Raw genomic sequence first — 20,956 nt, forward strand, 5'->3', positions numbered from 1 at the left:
GTCGTCTCTGCTTCCTGCTGGGGCCGGCCGAGGTTTCGTTTCGGCCGGCCAGTGTATGCAGATGTCGTAGCGGACCGTGCAGGGCGACCGGACCTCAGCGGCCCTGGTAGCGAGCCGAAGCGGACCGAGCCGTTCCGAGCTTCTTGTACAGGCGGCGACCGGGGCACTCGGTACGGAAGCCGTCCCGGTGCCCGGAGATCACATTGAGCTTGACGGTGCTGCCCTTCTTGTACAGATTGCCACCGCCCGACTTCAAGTACGTCGTACCGCGCGGATTCGCTCCGAACAGGCCGAGCTTCCACGCGGTGAGTTTCGCCACGGCGGTCACCGCCGCCTTGGGCGGGACGGCGTTGGTGAACGACCCGAGGACGGCGATGCCCATGCTGTGGGAGTTGAAACCGAGAGTGTGCGCGCCCAGGACCGCCTTGGCCACACCGCCCGCGCGGCCTTCGTAGATGTTTCCGCACTTGTCGACGGCGAAGTTGTAGCCGAAGTCGCGCCAGCCGCTGCTCTTGACGTGGTAGCGGTAGATACTGCGCAGGACGGAGGGCGACTGGGAGCAGCGGTAGTTGTTGCCGGTGGCGCTGTGGTGCATGAAGGCCGCCTTGACGGTCCTGGTGTAGGCGAAGTTCCGCTCGCGCAGACTCTCGTCCGCGCCCCAGCCGCGCCGGGTGACGATGCGCGGGCGCGGGCCGATGTACGGCTTGGCCTTGGCGACGTCGGTGCCGTGGGCGGCCGGCAGGTCCGCCTGTGTCGCGGCCATGCTGAGCGCGGGGATGACGGCGGCACCCATCGGCGCCAGCTCGGCGTTCACCGCGGACGAGGCCGCGGCCTCCGCCGTCATCACGGTCGTACGGGCGGCCTCCGCGGACCCCGCCGGGGTGCCCGGTGCCGCGGCGTCGGCCTGGGCGCTCTGCAGGACGCCGTCGGCCGCCGCGTCGGCGGGCGGCGCCGGGTGCTCACCGGGGTCGACGAGTTCCAGGCGCAGACCCGTGGGCAGGTCGACGTCCTTGTCCACCTTGGTCACGGGCAGCGCGTGCGCCCCGTACGAGGGCAGCGCCCGCCCGGTGTCCGAGCGCACCCGCACCTCCACGCCGTCGGAGTCCCCCACCCACAGCGGCGCCGTCGAGCCGCGCACCCGGCCCGAGACGCGCTCGGCCGAGCCGGGGTCGGCCGCGTGCTCGTGGTTGTGGGTCTCGACCTCCTGCCAGGGGGACCAGGTGGTGGTGCCGGTGGCGCGGGTGCGGACCTGGACGCGCCCCTGCAGTTCGACGTCCGGGTCGTCCCAGACGACACCCACCAGGGAGAACGGCCGGACGTCGCGCCGGGTGAGCCCCTGGTCGCGCGACTCGGCCCGGCCGCCGCCGGCCCGGTCGCGGCCCGGACCGAGCGGCTCAAGGGGCAGTGACTCGGTGGAACCGGGCAGGGAGTCGGCCGCGGGCCGGGCGACGGCCGCGGAACCGGACGGCGTCAGGGCGAGGGGCAGGGCGAGCGCCGCGGCACAGGTGACACCGATCGACGAAGAAAGGAATCCACGCATACGACTGATAGTTGGCATACCGGTACATAGCTGTCCATCGGGAAAGTCCCTGACCTGACGGCCCGTCGACCGTTCCGCGGCCGAACCGGTGGCCCCAACTGGGCATCGCGCAGCGGCGGCACACCGTCGCCCGCGTACCCTTGCGGCCGTGAACGCCAACGACCGCACCCCTGCCGACCTGCTGCGATCCGCGCTGGCCGCGGACCCGGCCCGCCCGCTCGTCACGTACTACGACGACGCCACCGGTGAGCGCGTCGAATTGTCCGTGGCCACCTTCGCCAATTGGGTGGCCAAGACCGCCAATCTGCTCCAGGGCGAGCTGTCCGCCGAGCCCGGCGACCGGCTCGCGCTGCTCCTTCCCGCGCACTGGCAGACCGCGGTCTGGCTGCTCGCCTGCTCCTCGGTGGGCGTCGTCGCGGACGTCGGCGGCGACCCGGCGGCGGCCGACCTCGTCGTCAGCGGCCCCGAGACGCTGGCAGCGGCACGGTCCTGCTCCGGCGAGCGGGTCGCCCTCGCGCTGCGGCCCCTCGGCGGACGCTTCCCCCATGCTCCGGAGGGCTTCGCCGACTACGCCGTTGAGGTGCCGAGCCAGGGCGACCGGTTCGCCCCGTACGCGCCCGTGGACCCGGACGCGCCGGCGCTCGCCGTCGCCGGTCTGGAGCTGACCGGCGCCGCGCTGGTGGAGCGGGCCCGCGCCGACGCCGCCGAGCTCGGCCTCGCGCCCGGCTCCCGGCTGCTCTCCGGGCGCCCGTACGGCACCTGGGACGGCCTCAGCGCCGGTCTGTACGCGCCGCTGGCCGCGGGCGGTTCGGTGGTCCTGTGCCGCCACCTTGACCAGCTCGCCGAGGGCGGTCTGGCCAAGCGCATGGAGAGCGAGCGGGTCACGGCGACCGCCCGCTAGGGCCTGTCGTCAAACTCCCTTCGTCGCCCGGAGGGCGGCCACGTGGCGTCAGGTGCGTGCTCTCGGCGTGCCGGGCACAGGCCCTCGTACTGGACGTACTTGGGTCTGGGCCCGTGCGGCGAGAGGGGGCACCTCCCTGCTCGAGCGCAGCCGAGAGCTTGGGGGAGCGTGCATGGCGTCACGTGGCAGGGGGGAGTTTGACGACAGGCCCTAGGACGTGCCGGGCCGATCCGCCCGGGGGCCCCGGCCCCCGGGCCGGTCGTTCCCCCGTTCGGCCCAGCGCGGCCCCTGGCCCGCAGGCCCACCGGCGCGCGGCGGTCCATGGTCGTAGGAGCGAGCAGAGCGATCTGTGCACCGACCCGACCAGCCGTGAGGGGTGGACCGCCACGTGACCGACACCGCGCGCACGCCGTCCGAGCCGGGTGACCACCCGCGCTCGGACCCGTCCGGCGCGGCCGCGGACGCGGAAGCGCGGGACGGCACCGCAGAGGCTCCGGGCGGTACCGCGGAGGCGCCGGACGCTACCGCTGAGGCGCCGGACGGCACCGCGTACGCCCCGGGCGCGGGCGCGAGCCCCACGGGCCTCGGTTCGCGGCGGCGCAGGCTGCGCTGGCTGCGGTACGCGGCGGTGGTGACCGCCGTCCTGGTGCTCGCGGCGGGCGGCCTCGGCTGGGCCGCGTACACCAAGCTCCAGGGGAACATCACCAGGGACACCGGCACGGCCGCCGAGCTGGCCCGCTACGAGAAGGAGCGGCCGACGCCGCTGGTGCACGACGCGCAGAACATCCTGCTCATCGGCTCCGACTCGCGCTCGGGCCCCGGCAACCGCAAGTACGGCCGCGATCCCGGCACCCAGCGCTCGGACACCACGATCCTGCTGCACCTGGCCGCCGACCGGCAGAGCGCCACCGCGGTGTCGCTGCCGCGCGACCTGATGGTGGACATCCCCGGCTGCCGCCGTCCGGACGGCTCCCGCACCCGCGCCCAATTCGCCCAGTTCAACTGGGCGTTCGAATTCGGCGGCACGGCCTGCACGATCCGTACGGTGGAGAAGCTCACCGACATCCGCGTCGACCACCACATGGTGGTGGACTTCGCCGGGTTCAAGGGCATGGTGGACGCCGTCGACGGTGTCCAGGTCTGCCTGAAGGAGCCCATGGAGGACGCCGCCGCCAAGATCCGGCTGCCCGCCGGGCCGCAGACCCTCGACGGCGAGCAGGCCCTCGGCTACGTGCGCGCCCGCAAATCCCTCGGCGACGGCAGCGACACCGACCGCATGGACCGGCAGCAGGAGTTCCTGGCCGCGCTCGTCAACAAGGTGCGCAGCAATGACGTCCTGCTCAATCCGGCGAAGCTCTATCCCGTTCTCGACGCGGCCACGTCGTCCCTGACGACGGACCCCGGACTCGCGAGTTTGCGCGGTTTGTACGAACTGGTGCGCGGGATGCGCACTATCCCCACAGAGCGGGTGCAATTCCTCACCGTGCCCCGGCGTTCCTACACCTACGACGCGAATCGCGACGAGTTGGTCGAGCCCGCCGCCGACGCGCTGTTCTCCCGGCTGCGCAAGGACGAGCCGGTCGAGGTGGCGCGCGCGGCCGGCGCCGCGGACCGCGAGGGCGCGGCCGACGACCCGTACGGGGACGGCTCCGAAGACACGTACGAAGAAGGGGAGTCGGGCGCCGCGGACGGCGAGGACGGGGGCGGGTCCGGCGACTCGGGCGAGCCCGGCGACTCGGGCGACGACACGGACGAGAAGCCCGACGACCCCACCCATGTGCCGAGTCCGGCACCCACATTCCGGGGCAACACGGCCGACCGGTCCTCCTGCAAGTAAAGCGGGCATCTCCGGGGAAGGGCCGCTTCCCAAAGAAATTGCGTGGATTGCCCAGTTGTAGGGACCCGGATGGGCAGTGGAATTTGTCACCGGCGTCGTTGGACGCTGAACTGGGCGGATAGTGTGAGCCGATCCGGTGTTCCGGCCTCCTCGGCCGCGCACCGCTGTACGACTGACCGAGCGCCTTCTTGAGGGGGGTAAGGCGCCGCGTGGCCCTGACGGAGGACGCAAACAACCGTGGACGCGCAAGGCCGTGGGCGGGCCGATGACATCGACCCCGCAGACCAGTGGGTGCTCAACCCGCAGACCGGCGACTACGAACTGCGACTGAGTCCCTCCGCAGGGCAGTCGACGCCGCCCGGAGTTCCCGGCCCCCGTGGCCGCGGAGCGTCCCGTCCCGACCGGAACGGCGCGGGCCGCCCCGGTGGCAGGCGCGGCCGTGAGCCGGGCCCCGAGCAGGGGCGCGAGCGCGGTGGCGGCGCCCGTACCCGGGAGCAGGGTGGCGGGACCCGTGCCCGGGAGCAGGGCGGTGGCGGCCGGGGCCGGGAGCAGAGCCGCGGTCGTGAGCAGAGCGGCGGCCGGGAGCACGGTGGCCGGGGCCGCGAGCAGAGCGGCAGCCGGGAGCACGGTGGCCGGGAGCAGGTGCCGGGCCAGCGTCGGCGGCGAGCCGCGCCGCCGGAGGCGACGACGGGCGGGCGGCGCAAGCAGCGTCCCAAGAAGAAGACCACCGGAAAGCGGATCGCCGTCTGGTCGAGCGGCTCGGTGGCCTTCGTGGTCGTCGCCGCGGCCGTCGGTGGCTATCTGTACTACCAGCACCTCAACGGCAACATCACGTCCGTCTCCGACGACGGCGCCGGCACCGGCGGGTTCAGCAAGGACCGCGCCATCAACATCCTGCTCGTCGGTACGGACAAGCGCAGCGGCAAGGGCAACGCGGGCTACGGCGACGAGGGCAGCGCCGGGCACGCGGACACCACGCTCCTGCTGCACGTCTCCAAGGACCGCTCCAACGCGACCGCGCTGTCCATCCCGCGTGACATGATCACCGACATCCCGGACTGCCCCACCAAGCAGGACGACGGCTCCACCAAAGTCATCCCGGGCTCGCAGAACGTCCGCTTCAACGAGAGCCTCGGGCAGAACGACCGCACGCCGAGCTGCACGATGCGTACGGTCACGGAGATCACCGGCATAAAGCTGGACCACTTCATGGTGGCCGACTTCAACGCGGTCAAGACGCTGTCCAGCGCGGTCGACGGCGTGGACGTGTGTCTCGCCAAGGACATCGACGACCCTAAGTCGCATCTGAAGCTGCCCAAGGGCAAGCACACGATCGAGGGCGAGGAGGCGCTGGCGTTCGTCCGCACCCGGCACTCCGTGGGCACCGGCGGCGACCTGAGCCGGATCGAGCTGCAGCAGCAGTTCCTCAGCTCGCTGATGCGCAAGCTCAAGTCCGGGGGCACGCTGACCAGCCCGAAGAAGATGATAAGTCTGGCGGAGGCGGGCACGAAGGCGCTCACCGTCGACTCCAAGATCGCCGACATAATGAAACTCCGCGACCTGGGCATGGAGCTCGGCAAGCTCGACATGAAGAACCTGACCTTCGCGACCATGCCCGTGATCGACAACCCCGCCGAGAAGGTCCACACCACGGTCGTCCTGAACCAGTCCAAGGCCGACGAGCTGTTCTCGATGATGCGCGAGGACGTGTCGCTGACCGAGGTCAAGAAGAAGGCGAAGCAGGAGAAGGCGGCGGTGGCCGCCCGGCTCAAGGGGCCCAAGTCCGACCCCTCCGAGGTGCGTGTCGACATCTACAACGGCAGCGGGAAGACGGGTGCCGCTCAGGCAACTCTCAGCTGGCTGCAGAACAATGAAGGTGTGACGAAGTCCAGCCAGCAGGGGAATGCGCCGCAGAACCTGGGCAAGACGTCCCTGGAGTACGGCGCCGACCAGGCCGACCAGGCCCGGCGGCTCGCCGAACTCATGGGGTTGCCCGGGGCCGCGCTGAAACAGGGGGAGAGCGAGAAGAACGACCAGGGGCTGCCCGCGATGGTGCTGACCCTTGGTGCGGACTTCAAGGGCGCGGGGGTGCCCATCACCGCTCCGTCGAAGGCGCCGAACGGCATCCAGAAGGTCGAAGCCGACAAATCCGTATGCGCCAAGTGACCTGAGACAGTTGTTTCACGTCTCACATGACGCCCCGCGTGGCGGCGGACCGGCGACCGCCGCCGCGTGGGGCGGCGGCGCCACGCCGCACGTCGCCGCGGGGCGGCCGCACTCGGGAAGCAGGGCGGGGAGGGACTGGGATGGGGCAGAGCAGTGTCCAGGGGGAGGAGGCGTCCGGTGGGACGACGGCACCGCCAGGCGGGGCGAAGACACGTGACAGCGGGGGGACGCCGGGCCAGGGGGTAGCGGCGCCGCGCGACGGCCGCCGGAAGCGGGGCGTGGGCGCCGAGGCGCAGGCGGGCAGGGCGCAGGCCCGAGCCGGCAAGGCCGGAGCCAGGGCAAGCGGCACGGCCCGGCCCGACACGGCCCAGGCCGAGGCAGGCAACGCGCAGGCCCTGACAGGCGCGCCGCGAGCAGGCACGCCGCGAGCAGGCGCGGCCACCGCCGAGGCGAGCAGCGAGGCGCAGACGGGCAAAGCCGCAGCCAACACGAGCAGCAAGGCACAGACGAGCAAAGCCGCAGCCGAGGCGAGCAGCAAGGCACAGGCGGGCAAAGCCGCAGCCAACACGAGCAGCAAGGCACAGAGGCGCTTGGTCAAGGCCAAGGCCGGGAACGCGCAGGAGCAGGCCGACAAGCCCGACGCCCGGCCCGGAACCGCGCGGGACCACGTCGACAAGGCCCAGGCCGCGCCCGGTGAAGGCGGGCGGGCCGGTAAAGGGGGCCGGGCCGGGCCTCCCGGCGCGGGCGGAGGCGGCGGCGGGGGCGACGGCAAGCCGCAGCGGGGCCGCAAGCGCCGGATACTGCGGTGGTCGGCGACGGTCCTGTCGGTCCTGATACTCGGCACGGCCGCCGCCGGATACCTCTACTACCAGCACCTGAACGGCAACCTGGAGACGGACGACCTGAACCTGGGCGAGCACCGCGCGCCCGAGCCCACGCCGAACTCCGCCGGCCAGACCCCCCTGAACATCCTCCTGATCGGCTCCGACGCCCGCGACTCCAAGGAGAACCGGAAGCTCGGCGGCGCCAAGGACACCTTCGGCGGGCCCCCGCTCGCCGACGTGCAGATGCTCCTTCACCTCTCCGCGGACCGCAGCAACATGTCCGTCATCAGCATGCCGCGCGACACCCTCCTGACCATCCCCAAGTGCACGGACCCGGACGACGGCAAGGTCTACAAGGAGACCGGTCCGCGCATGATGACGAACGAGTCCCTGGGCCGCGGCGGCCCCGGCTGCACGGTCGCCACCTGGGAGAAGCTGACCAACATCCACATCAACCACTTCATGATGGTGGACTTCGCGGGCGTGGTGTCGATGGCGGACGCGATCGGCGGCGTACCCGTCTGCGTGGACAAGAACATCCACTCGCGCACCAGCGCGGGCAAGGGCTCGGGCCTGAAGCTGGAGAAGGGCACCACGAAGATCAAGGGCGAGCAGGCTCTGCAGTGGCTGCGCACCCGCTACGGCTTCGAGGACGGCAGCGACATAGCGCGCGCCAAGGCCCAGCACATGTACATGAACTCGCTGGTCCGCACGCTCCGCGAGAACACCGGCCTGACCAGCCCCAACCAGCTGCGCAAGCTCGCCGAGAACGCGACGCGGGCCCTGAAGGTCGACCCGGGTCTCGGCACCGTCATGAAGCTCTACGGCCTCGGCAACGAGCTGAAGAAGGTGTCGCCGGAGCGCACCACGATGACGACGATGCCGTTCGAGTACTCCGGTTCCCGGGTGGTGCCCAAGCCCGGCGACGCCGAGCAGCTCTTCCGTCTCGTACGGGACGACATCGCCCTGGACGGCAAGGACGAGCGCAAGCCCGCGAAGGAGAAGCTGTCGGACGACCCGGCGGCGCCGGACGACCGGATCGCGCTCCAGGTCCGCAACGGCACCCGCACGGCCACCGAGCCCCCGGTCAGCCGCCGTGCGAGCGATGTCGCCGAGCTGCTCGCCGAGAAGGGCTTCAAGCAGGCGGCCCCGGACCCGGCGTCGGCCCTGACCGAGGCCAGGACCGTCGTCCGCTATCCGAGCCTGGAGCTGGAGGGCGACGCGCAGCGCGTCGCCAAGTCCCTCGGGCTGCCGCTGAGCGCGGTGAAGAAGTCCACGGACGTCTCCGGCATCACGCTCGTCGTCGGCTCCGACTGGCGCGAGGGCGCCAAGCCGAAGAAGGCGAAGAAGGCGGACGACCGCACGCCCGAGTCGGCGGACGCCCTGAACGGCTCGGAGTCCAAGGCCTGCATGAAGGTGGATCCGAACTTCACCTGGTAGCCGAGCGGCTCAACCGGTGGCTGGGCGGCGCGGCGAGTGGCCGAGCGGCGCGGCGGCGCCCGGGAGGCCGTGCCGGTTCAGGCCTCCTGGGTCTCCCCCATGACCGCCGGGCGCCGCGAGGCGATGACCTTCCTGGCCAGCGAGCGCGGGCTGGTGAGGAAGCCCCAGCCCCACGACATGTGCATCGTCGCGAGTGCGAGGGGGATCTGGAACCGCGCCTTCAGGGGCAGCCCCCTGCCCGCGGGGACGGAGCCCGCGGCGATCGCGGCGAGATAGCCGCCGGGCACGACGAAGCCGAACGGCGTCACCAGGGCGCCGGCGACCACGCCCGCGGCGATCGCGCAGACGGCGACCGGCGGCGCGAGGTAGCGCAGGTTGATCGAGCCCTGGTGGTAGCGGGCCACGACGTGGCGCCAGCGGCCGTAGTCCTTGTACTGCTTGGCGAGCGCCTTGACGCTCGGCCGCGGCCGGTAGGAGACCTTCAGCTCGGGCGAGAACCAGATGAGGCCGCCGGCCTCCCTGATCCGGAAGTTCAGCTCCCAGTCCTGGGCGCGGATGAACTCCTCGTTGTACCCGCCCTGCTGTTCGAGGGCCTCGCGCCGGAACACGCCCAAATAGACCGTCTCGGCCTGCTGCGCGGCGCCGCCGGTGTGGAAGGCGGCGTTGCCCACGCCGATCTTCGACGTCATGGCGGCGGCGACCGCGTGCTCCCAGTCGTTCTGGCCCTCGGCGTGCATGATGCCGCCGACGTTCATCGCGCCGGTCTCCTGAAGGAGACGGACGGCGGTGGTGATGTAACCCGGCGAGAGCGCGGCGTGGCCGTCGACGCGTACCACGATCGGGTGACGTGAGGCCTTGATCGCGGCGTTCAGCGCGGCCGGTGTGCGGCCCGTGGGGTTGGGCACCGTGTGCACCCGGGAGTCCTCCGCGACCAGCGCGGCAGCGATCTCGTCCGTGCGGTCGGTGGAGGGGCCGAGCGCGACGACGACCTCCATCTCGCCCGCGTACTCCTGCTGGAGGATCGCGTGCACTGCTTCACGCAGGTGCCGCTCCTCGTTCAGGACCGGCATGATCACGGATACGGCGGGGGGATGCACGTCGGACTTCAACTGTGCGGCGTCCTTTTCATCGCTCGGCCGGGGGTCCAGGGGCTGTCTCCCGGGGAAATGCAGCACCGGGCGTCACGTTACCGCGAACGGGGGACATGGGCGCGCGCCGTCCTGGTCCTGCCCGGTGCGGAGATCGTATGGGCCTACGGTTCTGGGGTGCCCCGCCCAGGACGACGACCGCGGAGGTGTCCTCGCACGTGCCCACACCGCCCCGCCACCCCGCCGCCCCGCCGCGTCCTCCGCGCCCGCCGCAGCCTCAGGGCCCCCCGGCGGCTCAGCGGCCGGCGGGCCGGGTACGGCAGCGGCCGCGCTGGGCCTCGCGGGCCGTGACGGCGCTGTCCGTGGGGGTGCTCGCCGCCGCCGGCATCGGGCACTCCGTCGTCAACGGCCTGGAGACCGGCATCGGCCGTGTCGACGCCTTCAAGGACATGAAGAACAGGCCCGCGTCGGGCAACGGCATGAACGTCCTGCTCGTGGGCACCGACGGGCGCGAGAAGATCAGCCGCGAGGAGCGCGACAAGTACCGCCTGGGCGGCGCTCCCTGCCACTGCACGGACACGATCATGATCGTGCACATCTCGGAGGACCGGGACCGGGCGAGCGTCGTCAGCCTCCCCCGGGACAGCTACGCCGAGATGCCCGAGCACGTGGACCGCAACTCCCGCAAGCACCACCGGGCGCACCCCGTGAAGCTGAACGCGGCGTACGCGGAGGGCGGCCCGAATCTGACCGTGCGCACGGTCGAGAACATGACGAAGGTGAAGATCGACCACTATCTGGAGGTCGACTTCACCAGCTTCATGAAGACCGTGGACGTCCTCGGCGGTGTCGAGATCTGCACATCGCGCGCCCTGAAGGACCACAACACCGGCCTGGACCTGGCCGTCGGCACCCATGAGCTGAACGGCGGCCAGGCCCTCCAGTACGTGCGCTCTCGGTACGTCGACGCGGCCGCCGACCTGGGCCGGGTCCAGCGCCAGCAGCGCTTCCTCGCGGCGCTCATCGCGAAGACGACGAGCAGCGGCGTACTGCTGAATCCGGTCAAGTTCCGTGACGTCGCCGGGACCCTTCTGGAGTCGGTGCGGGCCGACGAGGGCTTCGGGACGACCGAGATGCTGACCCTCGGGCGTGCGATGCGGAACTTCTCGCCGTCGTCGTCGGAGTTCACGACCGTGCCGATCGGGAAGATGGGCTACCGCGTGCCGGGCATCGGCTCGACCCTGAAGTGGGACGAGGCGAAGTCCCGGAAGCTGTTCCAGGCGCTGCGCGACGACAAGCCGCTCGCCGGGCAGCGCGCCAGGCGCAAGGCCGTGAGCGTGCCGGTGTCGCCGCAGCAGATCCGGGTGCAGGTGGACAACGGGACGGCGACGCCGGACCTCGGCAAGCGGGTCGACGGGGCGCTGCGCGCCGCCGGGTTCCGTACGACGGGGACGCCGGGGCCCGTCGGGCTCGCGCCCGGGGCGCCGCCCGCCGCCCGGACCGTGGTCGCCTTCGACCCGCGCTGGGACCGCTCGGCGAAGTCCCTCGCGACGGCGCTCCCCGGCTGCGCGATGCGCCCTGTCTCCGGGCTCGGCCCGGTGCTCAAGGTCGTCGCCGGTACGGATTTCCGCTCCGTGCGGGCCGTACGCGCCGAGGACGCCTTCCAGGGGGAGTTCGGCGCCGTGACCGGCGACCAGGTGGTGTGCCCCTGACGGGGCGCCCCCCTGACGGGGCGGTCCGTCAGTCGTCGAAGCCCTCCGCGGCGCGGGACTCGCGGAGCTCCTTGATGGCGCGCCGCCTGGCAAGGCGGTGTGTGCGGCGGATCTGGGCCTCCTGGCTGCGCCGCCGGTCCCGGTCGGTCTCCGGCAGCACCGGCGGTACGAGCCGGGGCTTGCCGTCGGCGTCGACGGCGGCGAAGACCAGGTAGGCCGACCCCACCTGCTGGGCGGGCGTGGACTCGTTCCAGCGCTCGGCGAGGACCCGTACACCGACCTCCATGGAGGTCCGCCCGGTCCAGTTGACCTGGGCTTTCACATGGACGAGGTCACCCACGCGGACGGGCTCCAGGAAGGCCATCTCGTCCATGGAAGCGGTCACCGCGGGACCGCCGGAGTGGCGCCCGGCGACGGCTCCGGCCGCGTCGTCCACCAGTTTCATGATCACGCCGCCGTGCACCGTCCCGAGGAGGTTGGTGTCGGCGTGCGTCATGATGTGGCTCAAAGTGGTGCGGGACGCCGAGGTCGGCTTGCCCGGAATCGCTGATTCCGTGCCGGGGGCCAGGTCTGTCATGCACTCCACCTTATGTCGGCCCTTCCCCGAACCCCTGTCCGGCACTTTGCATCAGCTCTGCAACAGCACTGACCCGAAACAACGCCCTCCCTGTGAGGCGCGGGGTACGGCACTGCACACTAAGCCACATGAGCGATTGGCCAGACGCGCGGAACAGCAACGGCGACCGCCACGGGTACGGCAGCGGCAGCGCACAGCCCGAGGGCGCCCGTTCGATGCGCCATGTCCAGCGCGGCGGGCCCTCCGCTCCCGGACATCCCGGCTCGGTGCCGCGCCAGGGCGGCCCCTCGTACGACGACGACGTCTACGACGACCTGTACCGCGACCAGCGCGCCCAGGACCCCTACGCACAGCCCGGCGGCCAGGGGCACGGCCAGGACGGCTACGACAGCGGCTACAACACCGGCCAGGTCTACGGCACCCCGGGCGGCCCCGGCGGCCCCCAGGGCCGCCCGCCCGCGCCGCCGCGCGGGCCGAAGCCTCCGGTCAACTGGAAGAAGCGCGTCAAGTGGGGTCTGCTGACCTTCCTCGTGCTGCTGCTCGTGGTCTCCGTGAGCACGTACTTCTGGGCGGACTCCAAGCTCAAGCGCGAGGTCGACCTGTCGAAGGTCATCGAGCGGCCCGACGGCGGCAAGGGCACGAACTATCTGATCGTGGGCTCCGACAGCCGCGAGGGCATGTCCGACGAGGAGAAGAAGAAGCTCCACACCGGCTCCGCCGAGGGCAAGCGCACGGACTCGATGATGATCCTGCACGTCGCGGACGACGGCGGGAACACGATGGTCTCGCTGCCCCGCGACTCGAACGTCACGATCCCCTCCTTCAAGGGCGCGGACTCCGGCAAGCTCTACCCGGGCACGGGCCGCCAGACCAAGCTGAACGCCGCGTACGCCGAGGACGGCCCCGAGCTGCTCGTGCGGACCGTCGAGGCCAACACGGGCCTGCGCATCGACCACTACGCAGAAATCGGCTTCGGCGGCTTCGCCAAGATCGTGGACGCGGTCGGCGGCGTGGAGATGGACATCCCCAAGGCCTTCAAGGACAAGAAGTCCGGCGCCGACTTCGAGGCGGGCAAGCAGACGCTGAACGGCGAGGAGGCCCTGGCCTTCGTCCGTACGCGGTACGCGTTCGCGGGCAGCGACCTGGACCGCACCAAGAACCAGCAGAAGTTCCTCGCCGCGCTCGCCGGCCAGGCGGCGACGCCCGGGACGGTCATCAACCCGTTCAAGCTGTACCCGACGATGGGCGCCGGCCTGGACACGCTGATCGTCGACAAGGACATGGACCTGATGGACGTGGCGTCGATGTTCTGGGCCATGAAGGGCGTCACCGGTGGTGACGGCAAGTCCATGAACATGCCGATCTCGGGCACCGCGGGCGGCAACCTCGTCTGGGACAAGGCCAAGGTCAAGCAGTTGGTGTCGCAGCTCAACAACGACGAGAAGGTGACGGTGACCGGCAACTAGCCCGGTCCCCCGACCCCTGGGCGGCCCCGTCTCCCGCGCACCGGCGCGGGAGCCGGGGCCGCCGCCGTTCCCGCCGCCGTACGGGGCGGTGGCCGCGGTGTACCCCGAACGCCCCGTCCGCCGCGAAGCCGCGCGGGTGGCGTGGCACGGTGGTTCGACCACCACCGAGAAGCGCCCACCCGAAGAAGTTCCCCCGAGAAGCCCTTGAAGTGCCACCACGACCCGTGGAGCCCTGCCATGGCGGACCTGCAGGACGAACTCGACTCCCCCGCCGAAGCCGGGGAGAACGACGACGGGCACGTCGCCCCCCTGCCCCCGGGCGGCGGCCCCGCCCCGGGGGGCGCGGAGCCCGCGGAGCCGGAGCTCCGGGACGGCCCCGAGCGGGCCCGTGCCCTGCTCGCCGGGCACCCCGTCGCCGACGGCTACAGCGGTCTGCCAAACGCCCTGCGCGAACTCCCTTGGTACGACCTGGAGTTGGGGGACACCGGTCTGGAGACCGATCTGCCGCGGCTGCGGGCGGGCCGGGTCGGGGCGCAGTTCTGGTCGCTCCAGGTCCCGGACGACCGGCCCGCGGGCGATCGCTCCGTCAGTTCGGCCCTTGAGCAGCTCGACCTGGTCAAGCACGTCGTCGCCCGCTACTCGGGCGGTCTGCGGGTGACCCGCGACGCCTCCGAGACCACCGACGCCCGCAACTGCGGCCGCATCGCCACCCTGATCGGCCCGGCCGGCGCCCGCGCGATCGGCGACTCGCTGGGGGCACTGCGCTCGCTGCACGCCCTCGGCCTCAGCTGCCTCACGCTGTCCGGCACGTCATGGGCGGGCGAGAGGGGGCTCACCGCCTTCGGCGAGGAGGTGGTGCGGGAGATGAACCGGCTCGGTGTCCTCGCCGACCTGTCCGGCGCCTCGGCGGCCACCGCGCGCCGGGTCCTCGCCGTCTCCAAGGCGCCCGCGCTGTGGACCCGCTCCGGGGCCGCGGCCCTGCGCGAGCACCCGGCCAACCTCGACGACGGGCTCCTCGCGGCGGTGGGCGAGACGAAGGGCCTGTGCCTGGTGCCGCTCGCGGCGGACCGGACGGGGCCGACGCTCGGCGACGTCGCCGACCACCTGGAGCACGTGCGCCGGATCGCCGGGCCCGAGTGCGTCGGCCTCTCCGGGATGTACGACACCGGCTCCCCGCATCCCGGAGAGCTCGCCGACGCCTCGCGCTATCCGCGGCTGGTCGCCGAGCTGCTCGGACGCGGCTGGTCCGAGGCCGATGTCACCGCGCTCACCTGGGGAAACGTACAGCGCGTGCTGCGTGGCGCGGACTTCACCGCGCGGGCGGCGCGGGAGCGGCGCGGGGCCTCTACGGCGACGATCGCGCGGCTGGACGGCTGAGGCCCCCGGCGTCCGGGGCTCAGACGCACAGGCACAGGCAGAACGGGTGCCCGGCCGGGTCGGCGTACACCCGCCAGTCGCGCTTGCCGCCGTCGTCGTCCAGGTCGAGCGGGCGGGCGCCGAGGGCGAGCACGCGCTCGTGGGCCGCGTCCATCGCCTCCCAGGTCGAGCCGCCGTCGAGGTCCAGGTGGAACTGCTGGGGGTTGGTGTCGGCGCGGGGCCACTCGGGCGGGGTGTAGTCGGTGACGCGCTGGAAGGACACCTTCACGCGGCCGGGCGCGACCAGGTCGATCCACTCGCCGTCGCCCTCCTCGTCGTGGACGGTGCCGCCGATGACCTCGGCGTAGAACTCGGCGAGCAGACGGGGGTCGGGACAGTCGAGGACGACGCTGCGCAGGGGGGCGACGGGGGCGACGGGGGAAGTCATGGCCTCTCCTCACATGGGCTTCTTTTCACAACCTCTCCAGTTACCAGGTACCCCGTGAGCCCCTCCGGTACCGACACGCCGCGGAGCGCCCCCGGCGGCCGGGCGGGCAGGCGGCTGGACGGCTAGGCGGCCGGGCGCCCCATCGCCCGGTAGACCCACCCGGCGGCGCGCCACCGCTCCGGGTCCAGGGCGTTGCGGCCGTCCAGGATGACCCGGCGGCCGACCACCGCGCCGAGGGCCTCGGCGTCGAGCTCGCGGAACTCGCGCCACTCCGTGAGGTGCAGCACGACGTCGGCGCCGCGCACGGCCTCCTCGGCGGAGTCGGCGTACCCGAGGGTCGGGAAGAGGCGGCGGGCGTTGGCCATGCCCTTGGGGTCGTACACGGTGACTTGGCCGCCCTGGAGGTGGATCTGCCCGGCCACGTTCAGGGCGGGCGAGTCACGCACGTCGTCGGAGTCGGGCTTGAACGCGGCACCGAGCACCGCGACCCGCTTGCCGAGGAAGGAGCCGCCGCCCACGGCGTCGCGGGCCAGCTCCACCATGTGCCCGCGGCGCCGCATGTTGATCGAGTCGACCTCGCGCAGGAAGGTCAGGGCCTGGTCGGCGCCCAGCTCGCCGGCGCGGGCCATGAAGGCGCGGATGTCCTTGGGCAGGCAGCCGCCGCCGAAGCCGATCCCGGCGCGCAGGAACTTGGCGCCGATGCGGTCGTCGTACCCGAGGGCCTCCGCGAGCCGCACCACGTCGCCGCCCGCGGCCTCGCACACCTCGGCCATGGCGTTGATGAAGGAGATCTTCGTGGCCAGGAAGGAGTTCGCGGAGGTCTTGACCAGCTCGGCGGTCGGGAAGTCGGTGACGACGAAGGGCGAGCCCTCGGCGACCGGCGTCGCGTACACCTCGCGGAGGACCTTCTCGGCGTGCTCGCCGCGCACGCCGACCACGATCCGGTCGGGGTGCAGGGTGTCCTCGACGGCGAAGCCCTCGCGCAGGAACTCCGGGTTCCAGGCCAGCTCGACCGCCTCGCCCGCGGGCGCGAGCTCCCTGATCCTCGCGGCGATCCGGTCGGCGCTGCCCACCGGCACCGTCGACTTGCCGACGACCAGGGCGGGCCCGGTGAGGTGGACGGCGAGGGACTCCATGGCGGCGTCGACGTAGCTCATGTCGCAGGCGTACTCGCCGTGCTTCTGCGGGGTGTTCACGCACACGAAGTGCACGTCGCCGAAGTCGGCGGCCTCGGCGTAGTCCATGGTGAAGCGGAGCCGGCCGGTGGAGCCCTCGATGCCCGCGACGTGCCGGCGAAGGAGTTCCGCGAGGCCCGGCTCGTACATCGGCACCTCGCCGCGGCGGAGCAGCTCGATCTTCTCCGGCACCACGTCGAGGCCGAGGACCTCGAAACCGAGCTCGGCCATGGCCGCCGCGTGGGTGGCGCCGAGATAGCCGGTGCCGATCACGGTGATCTTGAGGGCCATGCGGTGCTCCAGTGCATCGGGGTCTGCCGCGAGCGTCGCCGCACGCGGTTGCCGAGCATAGTCCGGGCGTGACCGGGGCTTTCACCGGGCACGTCTTCCGCTGTCACCAAGCTCACCTATCCCTCGCGTGAGCGGGCCCCTAAAATTTGGGATATCCAACGGGTTACTTAACGGTAATTAGCATCTCTCAGCGTGCTTGGAGCGTGAGACATCTTGGCCGGATCGGCTGATTTCGACCTGTACCGCCCGTCCGAGGAGCACGACATGCTCCGCGACGCGATCCGCTCCCTCGCGGAGGCGAAGATCGCCCCGTTCGCCGCCGCGGTGGACGAGGAGGCCCGGTTCCCGCAGGAGGCCCTCGACGCCCTGGTCTCCTCGGACCTGCACGCGGTCCACGTCCCCGAGAGCTACGGCGGCGCGGGCGCGGACGCCCTCGCGACCGTCATCGTGATCGAGGAGGTCGCCCGCGCCTGCGCGTCCTCGTCCCTCATCCCGGCCGTGAACAAGCTCGGCTCGCTGCCGGTCATCCTCTCCGGCTCCGAGGAGCTGAAGAAGAAGTACATGACGCCGCTCGCCAAGGGCGACGCGATGTTCTCGTACTGTCTGAGCGAGCCGGACGCCGGTTCGGACGCGGCGGGCATGAAGACCAGGGCCGTGCGCGACGGCGACTTCTACGTCCTGAACGGCGTGAAGCGCTGGATCACCAACGCGGGCGTCTCGGAGTACTACACGGTGATGGCCGTCACCGACCCCGAGAAGCGCTCCAAGGGCATCTCCGCGTTCGTCGTGGAGAAGTCCGACGAGGGCGTGTCCTTCGGTGCCCCGGAGAAGAAGCTCGGCATCAAGGGCTCCCCCACCCGCGAGGTCTACCTCGACAACGTCCGCATCCCCGCCGACCGCATGATCGGCGCGGAGGGCACGGGCTTCGCCACGGCCATGAAGACCCTGGACCACACCCGCATCACCATCGCGGCCCAGGCCCTCGGCATCGCGCAGGGCGCCCTCGACTACGCCAAGGGCTACGTCCAGGAGCGCAAGCAGTTCGGCAAGCCGATCGCCGACTTCCAGGGCATCCAGTTCATGCTCGCCGACATGGCCATGAAGATCGAGGCCGCGCGGCAGCTGACGTACGCCGCCGCCGCCAAGTCCGAACGTGGCGACAGCGATCTCACCTTCCAGGGCGCCGCCGCCAAGTGCTTCGCCTCGGACGTCGCCATGGAGGTCACCACGGACGCCGTGCAGCTCCTCGGCGGCTACGGCTACACCCGTGACTACCCCGTCGAGCGGATGATGCGCGACGCGAAGATCACGCAGATCTACGAGGGCACGAACCAGGTCCAGCGCATCGTGATGGCGCGGAACCTGCCGTAAGCGGCGGCAGCGCGACCGTACGGCCGATGGGCGCCGTACCGTACGGGCGATGGCGCCGTACGGCCGATGGGCGCCGTACGGCCGGTGGGCGGTGAGTCCGCACACCGGCCGTACGTGTGCTCAGTTGAAGACGAGCACGTCCGTGCGCATCGGGATCGGGACGCCCGAGCCGATGTTGATCTTGAAGGTCACGACCCCGTTGCCGGGTGCCGTGTTCAGGACGTCGATCGGTGCCGGGCCGACGAACCTGTTGCCGTTGCCGTCGACCTGGGCAGCCGTGATGACGACGGTCGAGTTCGGGTTGATCACGTTCAAGGGGATCTGAAGGTCCCACGTCCCGTTCCCCGGGGTCCACGTCCTCCAGAACCGCCACGCCGCGACGAGGTTGCCGCCGATCTCCTGGGTCTCCTGACCGGCGCGGTCCGCTTCCTGCGCGGCCTCCTCGAGCTGCGGGACGACTATTTTTGCCGCATCGACTGTAGTCATTGCTGTTCTCCGCTTCGCACTTGTGATGCTTTCGCTACCAACGCCCCCGTACATCAGGCGAGTTGGGCCGCATGTGCCGTTCTGAATGCGACGCCTCCAGTGTTGCTCGCACTTTCCCGAACCCGCATATTCCGGTCCATCCAGCGGAACAACCGTGGAAATGCAGATATCAGGCCTTTCGAGCGCGGGGCAGCCGCGCCAGGTTGGCGCTGAGCATGCGGGCCGCGCGCCGGGCCGCGTCGGCAGCGGTGGCAGGCGGGTTGCGGTGGCCGGGGAAGCAGACGCCGATGGCCGCGACGGCCCTGCCGGTCGGGTCGTGGACCGGTGCCGCGAGACAGGACGTGGCCGCTCCGTTACCGCCGTCCCCGCCGTTGCCGTAGCGGTGCAGGTCCACCCCGCGTTCGCGCACCCTGCTCAGGCGCCGGGCCCACTCGGCCGCGGAGTACGCGGGCGGTGGCGCGGTCGCGGGACCCGACGCGGAGATGACGGCTTCGGCGCCGCTGCCGGGCGGCAGGATCAGCCCCGGCATCAGGGGGAACATCTCGTCCGAGGGACCGGGCAGGCCGCTGACGACCACCATGGAGCCTCCGACGGGGGCCACGACCGCCGCACTGGTCCCGGTCGCCGCCGAAAGGCCCCGCAGCGGCTGGGCGGCGGCCCTGCTCAGTGGGTGGGCGGTGCCCCACGACCGCGCCAGGTGGGCCACCGCGGCCCCGATGCGATAGCGGCCGGACCGGCGCTCCACCGCGCCGAGGGCGGCGAGCTGGTCGAGCAGGCGGTGTGCGGTGGCCTTGGGGAGGCCCGTGCCGGCCGCGAGGTCGGTCAGTCCGGCGTCGCCCCTGCGGGCGAGCTCCTCCAGGAGCAGGAACGCCCCCTCCAGTACGCTCCGGCCGGGCGGGGCCGCGGCCCCGCCCTCGTGCGGCGGCGTGTGTCCACGCTTCACGATGCCCCCCAACTCCCGCTGCCCGCGCGGTCGGCGTACGCTCCTCGATCCAGCCTGCACCACCGGACAGGTACGAGGATGTCCCGTAAATCAGAGGGTTTGCGCCGCCGGACAGGGCCGGCGGCGCCTAGTCGGCGTCAGCCGTCGAGCTGCTCCAGCGTGGCTATGGACGGGCCGCGGCGGCCCTGCTCGTCCCGGGCCACGTCCTCCGCTGCGCCCAGCACGCGCACCGCGTTCTGCCAGGTCAGCTTGGCGAGGTCGGCGTCCGACCAGCCGCGGTCCAGGAGCTCCGCGATCAGGTTCGGATAGCCCGCCACGTCGTCGAGGCCGTCGGGCGTGAACGCCGTGCCGTCGTAGTCGCCGCCGATGCCGATGTGGTCGATCCCGGCGGCCTCGCGCATGTGGTCGAGGTGGTCGGCGACCGTGGCGACGGTGGCGACCGGGCGCGGCCGGGACTCCTCGAAGGCGGCGTGCACCTTCATGGCGTCGGGGGTGGTGTCGAGGTGGTGGAAGCCGTGGGCGCGCATGTTCTCGTCGGCGGCCAGGGTCCAGTCGACCGCCTCCTGGAGGACGAACTTCGGTACGAAGGTCACCATCGCCACGCCGCCGTTCGCGGGCAGGCGCTCCAGGACGTCGTCCGGGATGTTGCGCGGGTGGTCGCACACCGCGCGCGCGGACGAGTGGGAGAAGATCACCGGCGCGACGGACGTGTCGAGCGCCGCCCGCATCGTCGTCGCCGCGACGTGGGAGAGGTCCACGAGCATGCCGAGGCGGTTCATCTCCCGGACCACCTCGTGGCCGAACGCCGAGAGCCCGCCGACGCCGGGCTCGTCCGTGGCAGAGTCGGCCCAGGCGATGTTGTCGTTGTGCGTGAGCGTCATATAGCGCACGCCCAGCGCGTACAGGGCCCGCAGGGTGGCCAGGGAGTTGTTGATCGAGTGGCCGCCCTCGGCGCCCATCAGGGAGGCGATGCGGCCCTCGCCCCGGGCCGCCGCCATGTCGGCGGCGGTCAGGGCGGCGCGCAGGTCCCCGGGGTAGCGGGCGAGCAACTGCCGTACGCAGTCGATCTGTTCGAGCGTGGCGCTGACCGCCGTGTCGCCCGCCATGTCCGTACGGACGTAGACCGACCAGAACTGCGCGCCGACCCCGCCCGCCCGCAGCCGCGCGATGTCCGTGTGCAGCAGACCGGTCTGGTCGGCGGCGATGTCGAGCCGGTCGATGTCGTATCCGGCCTTCTCGCGCAGCGCCCACGGCAGGTCGTTGTGACCGTCGACGACGGGGAACTCGGCGAGCAGGGCGCGGGCGCGGGCCAGGGAGTCGGGCAGCTTGGTCATG

Annotated in this window: 16 protein-coding genes; 8 read left to right on the plus strand and 8 right to left on the minus strand. The window is 71.8% G+C overall.

What is annotated here, in order from left to right:
- Positions 1 to 94: 94 nt before the first annotated feature.
- Complete coding sequence (locus GPA10_RS14075; protein ID WP_058845948.1) at positions 95 to 1,540, minus strand: peptidoglycan recognition protein family protein; 1,446 nt, start codon at positions 1,538 to 1,540, stop codon at positions 95 to 97.
- A gap of 148 nt (positions 1,541 to 1,688) precedes the next feature.
- Here GPA10_RS14075 and GPA10_RS14080 point away from each other — a divergent pair, with 148 nt between their 5' ends.
- From GPA10_RS14080 to GPA10_RS14095, 4 genes are all read left to right on the plus strand, one after another.
- The gene (locus GPA10_RS14080; protein WP_058845949.1) at positions 1,689 to 2,441 is read left to right on the plus strand and encodes a TIGR03089 family protein; all 753 of its coding nucleotides are present in this window, start codon (positions 1,689 to 1,691) and stop codon (positions 2,439 to 2,441) included.
- Positions 2,442 to 2,829: 388 nt separating this feature from the next.
- Positions 2,830 to 4,278, plus strand: coding sequence for an LCP family protein (locus tag GPA10_RS14085; protein WP_425505741.1), 1,449 nt, complete (start codon positions 2,830 to 2,832; stop codon positions 4,276 to 4,278).
- A gap of 237 nt (positions 4,279 to 4,515) precedes the next feature.
- Positions 4,516 to 6,444 carry an LCP family protein gene (locus tag GPA10_RS14090; RefSeq protein WP_343040813.1) on the plus strand — a complete coding sequence of 643 codons (1,929 nt, stop codon included), beginning with the start codon at positions 4,516 to 4,518 and terminating at the stop codon, positions 6,442 to 6,444.
- 590 nt (positions 6,445 to 7,034) lie between these two features.
- Positions 7,035 to 8,708 carry an LCP family protein gene (locus tag GPA10_RS14095; protein WP_198351610.1) on the plus strand — a complete coding sequence of 558 codons (1,674 nt, stop codon included), beginning with the start codon at positions 7,035 to 7,037 and terminating at the stop codon, positions 8,706 to 8,708.
- A gap of 77 nt (positions 8,709 to 8,785) precedes the next feature.
- Here the strand turns inward: GPA10_RS14095 and GPA10_RS14100 are convergent, their stop codons facing one another.
- Positions 8,786 to 9,817 carry a glycosyltransferase family 2 protein gene (locus GPA10_RS14100; protein ID WP_281364796.1) on the minus strand — a complete coding sequence of 344 codons (1,032 nt, stop codon included), beginning with the start codon at positions 9,815 to 9,817 and terminating at the stop codon, positions 8,786 to 8,788.
- A gap of 197 nt (positions 9,818 to 10,014) precedes the next feature.
- On the opposite strand from GPA10_RS14100, the gene GPA10_RS14105 reads away from it, so the two are divergent.
- Positions 10,015 to 11,508, plus strand: a complete 1,494-nt coding sequence (locus GPA10_RS14105; RefSeq protein WP_484600346.1) for an LCP family protein — start codon at positions 10,015 to 10,017, stop codon at positions 11,506 to 11,508.
- 28 nt (positions 11,509 to 11,536) lie between these two features.
- On the opposite strand, the gene GPA10_RS14110 is transcribed toward GPA10_RS14105, so the two are convergent.
- Entirely contained in the window at positions 11,537 to 12,085 is a 549-nt protein-coding gene (locus GPA10_RS14110) for an acyl-CoA thioesterase (protein ID WP_058845952.1), read from the minus strand.
- Between the two features lie 128 nt (positions 12,086 to 12,213).
- Here GPA10_RS14110 and GPA10_RS14115 point away from each other — a divergent pair, with 128 nt between their 5' ends.
- Together GPA10_RS14115 and GPA10_RS14120 are read left to right on the plus strand one after the other, a co-directional pair.
- Entirely contained in the window at positions 12,214 to 13,551 is a 1,338-nt protein-coding gene (locus GPA10_RS14115) for an LCP family protein (protein ID WP_157165850.1), read from the plus strand.
- Between the two features lie 237 nt (positions 13,552 to 13,788).
- On the plus strand, positions 13,789 to 14,928 hold the full coding sequence (locus GPA10_RS14120) for a dipeptidase (RefSeq protein WP_157165851.1): 1,140 nt from the start codon (positions 13,789 to 13,791) through the stop codon (positions 14,926 to 14,928).
- A gap of 19 nt (positions 14,929 to 14,947) precedes the next feature.
- Here GPA10_RS14120 and GPA10_RS14125 read toward each other — a convergent pair whose 3' ends face one another.
- On the minus strand, positions 14,948 to 15,355 hold the full coding sequence (locus GPA10_RS14125) for a VOC family protein (RefSeq protein ID WP_058845954.1): 408 nt from the start codon (positions 15,353 to 15,355) through the stop codon (positions 14,948 to 14,950).
- Positions 15,356 to 15,477: 122 nt separating this feature from the next.
- The gene (locus GPA10_RS14130) at positions 15,478 to 16,821 is read right to left on the minus strand and encodes a UDP-glucose dehydrogenase family protein (RefSeq protein ID WP_157165852.1); all 1,344 of its coding nucleotides are present in this window, start codon (positions 16,819 to 16,821) and stop codon (positions 15,478 to 15,480) included.
- 213 nt (positions 16,822 to 17,034) lie between these two features.
- Here GPA10_RS14130 and GPA10_RS14135 point away from each other — a divergent pair, with 213 nt between their 5' ends.
- Complete coding sequence (locus GPA10_RS14135; protein WP_058845956.1) at positions 17,035 to 18,192, plus strand: acyl-CoA dehydrogenase; 1,158 nt, start codon at positions 17,035 to 17,037, stop codon at positions 18,190 to 18,192.
- A 120-nt stretch (positions 18,193 to 18,312) separates the two neighbouring features.
- On the opposite strand, the gene GPA10_RS14140 is transcribed toward GPA10_RS14135, so the two are convergent.
- From GPA10_RS14140 to GPA10_RS14150, 3 genes are all read right to left on the minus strand, one after another.
- Positions 18,313 to 18,678 carry a hypothetical protein gene (locus GPA10_RS14140; RefSeq protein ID WP_157165853.1) on the minus strand — a complete coding sequence of 122 codons (366 nt, stop codon included), beginning with the start codon at positions 18,676 to 18,678 and terminating at the stop codon, positions 18,313 to 18,315.
- A 169-nt stretch (positions 18,679 to 18,847) separates the two neighbouring features.
- A complete protein-coding gene (locus GPA10_RS14145; protein ID WP_198351603.1) occupies positions 18,848 to 19,621 on the minus strand; it encodes a helix-turn-helix domain-containing protein in 774 nt (257 codons plus the stop codon).
- A 137-nt stretch (positions 19,622 to 19,758) separates the two neighbouring features.
- Positions 19,759 to 20,955 carry a dipeptidase gene (locus tag GPA10_RS14150; protein WP_157165855.1) on the minus strand — a complete coding sequence of 399 codons (1,197 nt, stop codon included), beginning with the start codon at positions 20,953 to 20,955 and terminating at the stop codon, positions 19,759 to 19,761.
- Between the last annotated feature and the right edge of the window lies 1 nt (position 20,956).

The organism is Streptomyces typhae, assembly GCF_009755605.1.
Lineage (GTDB): Bacteria > Actinomycetota > Actinomycetes > Streptomycetales > Streptomycetaceae > Streptomyces > Streptomyces typhae.